8 protein-coding genes are annotated in these 6,332 nt (G+C 65.8%); 2 read left to right on the forward strand and 6 right to left on the reverse strand.

Annotated elements, in window-relative coordinates; translation table 11 throughout:
* Nucleotides 1-30: 30 nt before the first annotated feature.
* Together IVB32_RS40450 and IVB32_RS40455 are read right to left on the reverse strand one after the other, a co-directional pair.
* Complete coding sequence (locus IVB32_RS40450; protein ID WP_247295774.1) at nt 31-1,140, reverse strand: DUF2336 domain-containing protein; 1,110 nt, start codon at nt 1,138-1,140, stop codon at nt 31-33.
* 136 nt (nt 1,141-1,276) lie between these two features.
* Nucleotides 1,277-1,978 (reverse strand): RNA pseudouridine synthase, encoded by a 702-nt coding sequence (locus IVB32_RS40455; protein ID WP_026233882.1) that lies wholly within the window; start codon nt 1,976-1,978, stop codon nt 1,277-1,279.
* Nucleotides 1,979-2,038: 60 nt separating this feature from the next.
* Here IVB32_RS40455 and ftsY point away from each other — a divergent pair, with 60 nt between their 5' ends.
* Nucleotides 2,039-2,986, forward strand: coding sequence for a signal recognition particle-docking protein FtsY (gene ftsY / locus IVB32_RS40460; RefSeq protein ID WP_018459814.1), 948 nt, complete (start codon nt 2,039-2,041; stop codon nt 2,984-2,986).
* Between the two features lie 3 nt (nt 2,987-2,989).
* Nucleotides 2,990-3,592 (forward strand): septation protein A, encoded by a 603-nt coding sequence (locus IVB32_RS40465; RefSeq protein ID WP_007598838.1) that lies wholly within the window; start codon nt 2,990-2,992, stop codon nt 3,590-3,592.
* A gap of 179 nt (nt 3,593-3,771) precedes the next feature.
* On the opposite strand, the gene IVB32_RS40470 is transcribed toward IVB32_RS40465, so the two are convergent.
* From IVB32_RS40470 to ccmB, 4 genes are all read right to left on the reverse strand, one after another.
* The gene (locus IVB32_RS40470) at nt 3,772-4,368 is read right to left on the reverse strand and encodes a DsbE family thiol:disulfide interchange protein (RefSeq protein WP_018459815.1); all 597 of its coding nucleotides are present in this window, start codon (nt 4,366-4,368) and stop codon (nt 3,772-3,774) included.
* Nucleotides 4,369-4,392: 24 nt separating this feature from the next.
* Nucleotides 4,393-4,578 carry a heme exporter protein CcmD gene (gene ccmD, locus IVB32_RS40475; RefSeq protein ID WP_018459816.1) on the reverse strand — a complete coding sequence of 62 codons (186 nt, stop codon included), beginning with the start codon at nt 4,576-4,578 and terminating at the stop codon, nt 4,393-4,395.
* Nucleotides 4,575-5,363 carry a heme ABC transporter permease gene (locus IVB32_RS40480; RefSeq protein WP_018459817.1) on the reverse strand — a complete coding sequence of 263 codons (789 nt, stop codon included), beginning with the start codon at nt 5,361-5,363 and terminating at the stop codon, nt 4,575-4,577. Before IVB32_RS40480 ends, ccmD begins: the two co-directional genes overlap by 4 nt.
* A gap of 91 nt (nt 5,364-5,454) precedes the next feature.
* Nucleotides 5,455-6,123 carry a heme exporter protein CcmB gene (gene ccmB / locus IVB32_RS40485; protein ID WP_018459818.1) on the reverse strand — a complete coding sequence of 223 codons (669 nt, stop codon included), beginning with the start codon at nt 6,121-6,123 and terminating at the stop codon, nt 5,455-5,457.
* Nucleotides 6,124-6,332: the final 209 nt, after the last annotated feature.

The raw sequence follows: 6,332 nt of genomic DNA on the forward strand, positions 1-6,332 counted from the left end.
CACCCTCTCCCACAAGGGGAGAGGGAAAAACTACAACGCCCGCACCTGCCAGAAGCGCAGCGTCCGCCGCGCATTCTCCGGGGTCATGCGCGCGTAATGGCTTTGAGCCCTTGCGATATCGGCCGGCTTCATCGCGCCGCTCGCAAAGCGGCTTTCGAGCACGGCGGCGGTGGTTTCCCAGCTGAGCTGCGCTGCCTTGCACGGCACCAGCAGGCCGTCCTCGCGCAGGCTTTGCATCAGCGGGCGGATGACTTCGACAGTCGATCCCGACAATGCCGCCAATGCGGCCACCGCTTCTTCATAACGGCGCTGTGTTGCGAAGCCGAGCAGCGTCGCTTCGCTGAGCTGGCCGGTCGCCCTGAGACCTGCGACGGCGCGCTTGGCGCCTTCGAAATCGCGGACACCCGACATCTCGCGCTCGACACCGACGGTGACTGCGGCGATCGCGCTCTGGATCTCCTCGAACAGATGCGGCGGCGCGCGCGACAACAGGCGGGTCCGCACGGCCTCGCTCGCCGAGCGCAGCAATTGACGGCGCAGGTCTGACGGCAAATCGACGCGGACGCCGACGCTGACAGCGAGCTCGGGATCGGCCTCCGCCTGTCCGACGATGACGGCAAATCCGCTTCCGGAGACGCGCGCGCCGGGATTGGCGGCGAGCCGCCGGCTGACGCTGGGATAACGTCGCGCCAGCAATGCATCGGTGACGATCTCCTTCAGCCACCAGCGTCCGGCGACCGCGAGCAGATGCGGCTCGCCCTTGGATGATGCGATCTGCACCAGCGCGCCGTCGTCGAGGCGCGCGGATTCCTGCAGCACGGGACCAGCGATGCGGATTTCGTCATTGTTGGCGAGGCGGCGAATGACCGATGGCGGCGCCTGCGCGATCGGCGCGAGCTGCGCGCTGATCTCGGCGAGCGCTACGCGCGCGCCCATGTCGGCGATGGCGCGGAGCTCGATGGTGCCGATCAGGCGATCGAGCACGTCGTCAAACAGTGCGATCTGCTCGTCGTCGAAACTGCCGGCGGAGGACAGGAACAGGTCGGTGACGCGGCGGGCTGTTGCCAGGCCCTTTTCCGCCGAGCCAGTCCGAAGCGCGGACTCGACCTCGTCGATGATCGATAACTCGGCCGTGGACATGACGCGCAGCTCGTCCTGAGCAGATTGACGGAAGCTTGTTCTAAGCAACCGCTATCATTAGAGACGAGCACTGAACGTTTCGTAAACTATAGGGGGCGCTGCGCGGCCTCCTCACCATGAGGGGCGAGCAGTCGGGCTACTCCCCGTTCCACCCGCAGGCGCGGAGCCGCTCGTGCATGTGGGGCGGGGCAGGCGCCACCACGCGGACCGGCTCCTTGTTGCGGGAGATCGGTACCACGATCTCGCGGGAATGCAGGTGCAGCTTCGGCTCGCCGAAGCGCGGGCCGTTGCCGTAAATGTTGTCGCCGAAGATCGGCCAGCCGGTCGCCGACGAATGCACCCGCAATTGATGGGTCCGCCCGGTCACCGGTTCCATGGCGAGCCAGGTCAGGCCATCGCCCCGGCCCATCACCTTCCAGTTGGTGATGGCCTTCTGGCCCTCGGGATCGGGCTTCTGCCACCAGCCTCGCTCGGCGTTCAGCCGTCCGAGCGGCATGTCGATGGTGCCTTCGTCCTCGGTGGGGCCGCTCTCGACGATGGTCCAGTAGGTCTTGCCGATCTTGCCATGCTTGAACAGCAGGCCGAGCGACGCCGTCGCCTTGCGATGGCGGCCGAGCACGAGGCAACCCGAGGTGTCCTTGTCCAGCCGGTGGGCCAGCACCGGCGGCCGCGGCAGGCCGAAACGAAGCGCCTCGAAGGAGGTTTCCAGATTGGCACCGCCCTTGGGTCCGCGATGCACCGGCAGGCCGGCCGGCTTGTCGATGACCAGCATCAATCCGTCGCGATGGAGCACGCGCGCCAGGATTTCGTCGGCCGTCAATTCGGGAACATCGAGCAATTGCAGGACTTTCGGTCAAGACTTTCGTTTGCGAGCCGGAACGGCTAACACACCGCCACCATGAACGATACCACCCCCGAGACCCCCAAGCTGAGCTGGTGGCGCCGCCTGTCCGACGGGCTGAAGCGCACCTCGTCCTCGCTCGGGACCGCGGTCGCCGACCTCGTCACCAAGCGCAAGCTCGACCGCGCCATGCTCGACGATATCGAGGACGTGCTGCTGCGCGCCGACCTCGGCACCTCGGTCGCGGTGCGGATCGCGGATGCGGTTGGCACGGGACGCTACGACAAGGCGATCTCGGCGGACGAGGTCAAGGACGTCGTCGCGACCGAGGTCGAGAAGGTGCTGGCGGCGGTGGCGAAGCCGCTCGAGATCGACGCCGGCAAGAAGCCGTTCGTCATCCTCGTGGTCGGCGTCAACGGCTCCGGCAAGACCACCACCATCGGAAAACTCTCGCAAAAATTCGCGTCCGAAGGCCGCAAGGTGATGCTGGCCGCCGGCGACACCTTTCGCGCGGCGGCGATCGAACAGCTCAAGGTCTGGGGCGAGCGCACCAGGACGCCCGTCATATCAGGCGCGCAAGGCTCGGATTCGGCGAGCCTCGCCTTCAACGCGCTGACGGCGGCGAAGGAGCAGGCCGTCGACCTGCTCCTGATCGACACCGCCGGGCGGCTTCAGAACAAGGCCGAGCTGATGAACGAGCTCGAAAAGGTCGTGCGCGTCATCCGCAAGGTGGACGCGACTGCACCGCATGCGGTGCTGCTTGTGCTGGACGCCACTGTCGGCCAGAACGCGCTGTCGCAGGTCGAGGCCTTCCATCGCACCGCAGGGGTCACCGGTCTCGTGATGACGAAGCTCGACGGCACCGCCCGCGGCGGCATTCTGGTGGCGCTCGCGGAGAAATTCAAACTGCCGGTGCATTTCATCGGCGTCGGCGAAGGCGTCGACGATCTCGCGCCGTTCACCGCGCGTGATTTCGCCCGCGCCATTGCCGGAATCGAAAGCTGAAGAATGGACAAGACCCAGCCGCATCCGCTGTTCAAGCTTGCGACCGAGCTCGGCCCGCTGCTCGTGTTCTTCTTCGTCAATGCGAAGTTCAATCTGTTCGCAGCGACCGGCGCCTTCATGGTCGCGATCGTCGCGGCGATGATCGCCTCCTATGTGGTGACGCGCCACATTCCGATCATGGCGATCGTGACGGGCGTCATCGTGCTGGTGTTCGGCACGCTGACCTTGGTGCTCCACGACGAGACCTTCATCAAGCTCAAGCCGACCATCATCTACGCTTTGTTCGCCGCGATCCTCGGCGGCGGCCTGTTGTTCGGCCGCTCCTTCATCGCCGTCATGTTCGACCAGATGTTCAATTTGACGCCGCAGGGCTGGCGCATCCTGACGCTGCGCTGGGCGCTGTTCTTCGCCGGCATGGCGGTGTTGAACGAGATCGTCTGGCGCACCCAGAGCACCGACTTCTGGGTCAACTTCAAGGTGTTCGGCGTCACGCCGATCACCATGATCTTCGCCATCGCCCAGATGCCGCTGACCAAGCGCTATCACCTCGAGCCGGCGTCGCTGGAAGCGAGCGAGGCCGAGGCGGGCGATGTGAGGAAGGGTTGAGCTCTCAACTCATCATTGCCGGTTGCGGCCACACACTCAACTGTCATCGCCGGGGCGATCCAGTATTCCAGAGACGGTTGTGAGATACGGAGAGGCCGCGGCGTACTGGATGCCCCGGTCAAGCCGGGGCATGACAGCGGTGTTTGGGGTTGGGTCCTTCGCTCACACTGACGACAGAGCTAGCTCCCCGCCGCCTTCAACGCGTTCTCCATCTGCGGCAACAGCACCGTCCGCAAATTCTCCGGCGTGATCGGTCCCACCAGCTTGTAGACGATGGTGCCTTCGCGACCGACGACAAAGGTCTCCGGCACGCCATAGACACCCCATTCGATCGAGGCGCGGCCGTTGGCATCGACGCCGACGTGGCCGAACGGGTTGCCGTAGCGCCCCAGGAAGCGCCGCGCATTGTCGGCGGCATCCTTGTAGTTGATACCGACGAGCTGGAAGCGCTTGTCTTTTGCCAATTCGGTCAGCAGCGGCGCCTCGTCGTGGCACGGCACGCACCAGGACGCCCAGACATTGACGAGGCTGACCTTGCCCTTGAACGCGGCGGGATCGAGGCCGGGGATCTGCACATTGTCAGCCTGCAATCCCTCGAGCGGCGGCAGCGTGGTTTGCGGCGCGGGGCGTCCGATCAGCGCAGACGGAATTCGCGAGGGATCGCCGCTGCCGAGCCGGAACCAGAACAGCAGCGCCAAGCCGATGAAGGCGATCAGCGGCAGCACCATCAGGAAGGTGCGGCGCTGCGGCGGAGCGGACGTCGATTGCTCGCTCATGATTGATCTCTCATGCTCGATCTCTCATGGCCGATCCGTCGCGCTACGGCCGGAGCGGCGGGTCACGCCGCTGCGCTCGAGCTCGCGCAGGCGCTGTGTCTGGCTACGATGATCGAGCACGATCCAGCCGATCAGGATCACGACCACAAGGGCGGCCGCGGCATAGGATGTCACGATGAAAGACGCATAGGGACCGAGCGACATGATCATGCAGCCCCAGCTTCTTTTGACGTGCTGCCTTCACGCGAGCCGGTGCCGACTTCTGCAAACGCCACACGGCTCGCCTGCATCATCTGCAGGGACCGCACGCGCCGTCGCAAAATCTCGTTGCGCATCGCAGCCAGATGCAGCGTGACGAACAGCAGGGTAAACGCGACCGCCATCACCAGCAACGGAATCAGGAATGATCTGTCGAGCGACGAGCCGCCCATCCGCATCACCGAGGCCGGCTGGTGCAGCGTGTTCCACCAGTCGACCGAGAACTTGATGATGGGCAGGTTGATGGCGCCGACTAGGGTCAGCACGGCGGCGGCGCGCGCCGCGCGGGAGGGCTCGTCGACCGCGCGCCACAGCGCCATCAGGCCGAGATACATCAGGAACAGGATCAGCACCGAGGTCAGCCGCGCGTCCCATTCCCAATAGGTGCCCCACATCGGCCGGCCCCACAGCGAGCCCGTGAGCAGCGCAAGGAAGGTGAAGCTGGCGCCGATCGGGGCGGCCGCTTTGGCGGCGACGTCGGCAAGCGGATGCCGCCACACCAGCGTGCCGAGCGAGGCAATGCTCATCACGCCCCATACGAACATCGACAGCCAGGCATTAGGCACGTGGATGAACATGATCTTTACCGTCGCGCCCTGCTGATAGTCGTCGGGTGCGGTGGCAGACTGATAGAGCCCGATCGCGAGCAGGATGATGGTCGCGGCCGCAAGCCATGGCAGCAGCCGCGCCGTCAGCGCGAGGAACCGTGTGGGGTTGGCGAGGTCGATCAGCGTCATGGTATCCTGATAATCACCGGTAAGCGCTCACGCAATCAGCACGAAAGTCCGCAGCGAAAGTTGATCGGGGTCAAGGTCAGTCCAGCCCATCTCAATCCAGCCCATGCTTCAGGCTCGCCGCAGCCGCGAAGGGGCCGATCACGAGACTGACCAGCGACAGCGCGCACAGGATCGAGAACGGCGCGCCGAACGTCATGGGTCCGACGATCGCCGCCTGCGAGGCTGCGACGCCGAAGATCAGCACCGGTATCGACAGCGGCAGCACCAGGACAGCTATCAGCAAGCCGCCACGATGCAGCGTCACCGCCAGCGCCGCACCGACCATCCCGGTAAATGTCAGCGCCGGGGTGCCGGCGAGCAGTGTCAGCGCCACAGCACCGGTTGCGACCATGTCGAGGTTGAGCAGCAGGCCGAGCACGGGGGTTGCGACGATCAGCGGCAGGCCGGCGGCCAGCCAATGCGCCAGCGCTTTCGACGCGCAGGCGAGTTCCAGCGGGGTCCGGCTCATCGTGATCAGGTCGAGCGAGCCGTCCTCGTGGTCGGCCATGAACAGCCGGTCCAGGGTCAGCAGGCTCGCCAGCAGCGCCCCCAGCCACAGGATGGCGGGTCCGAGCCGCGACAGCAGTGCCAGGTCCGGCCCCACAGCAAACGGCATCAGCACCACCACGGTCAGAAAGAACAGCACGCCAATCAACGCCCCGCCCCCGACGCGGAGCGCGATCCGGATATCCCGGCGGATGAGGGCAGACAGGGCGGTCATGCCACTGCTCCCAGAGGTGAGGAGGCAGCGTCGGCCGGTTGCGCCGGGCGAGCTGCGCTCCCTCCCCCCTTGTGGGGGAGGGCGGGGGAGGGGGGTAGCCCCGAGGAAGATGGTTCTTGGGTGCGGGCTGCTAGCAACGGAGCGCCCGCCTGCCGAACGCGAGAACCGAGAGAGTGCGCCGTGTGGCACCCCCCTCCCTGACCCTCCCC

The sequence above is a fragment of the Bradyrhizobium sp. 23 genome (genome assembly GCF_023073295.1).
In the GTDB taxonomy this organism is placed as follows: domain Bacteria; phylum Pseudomonadota; class Alphaproteobacteria; order Rhizobiales; family Xanthobacteraceae; genus Bradyrhizobium; species Bradyrhizobium canariense_D.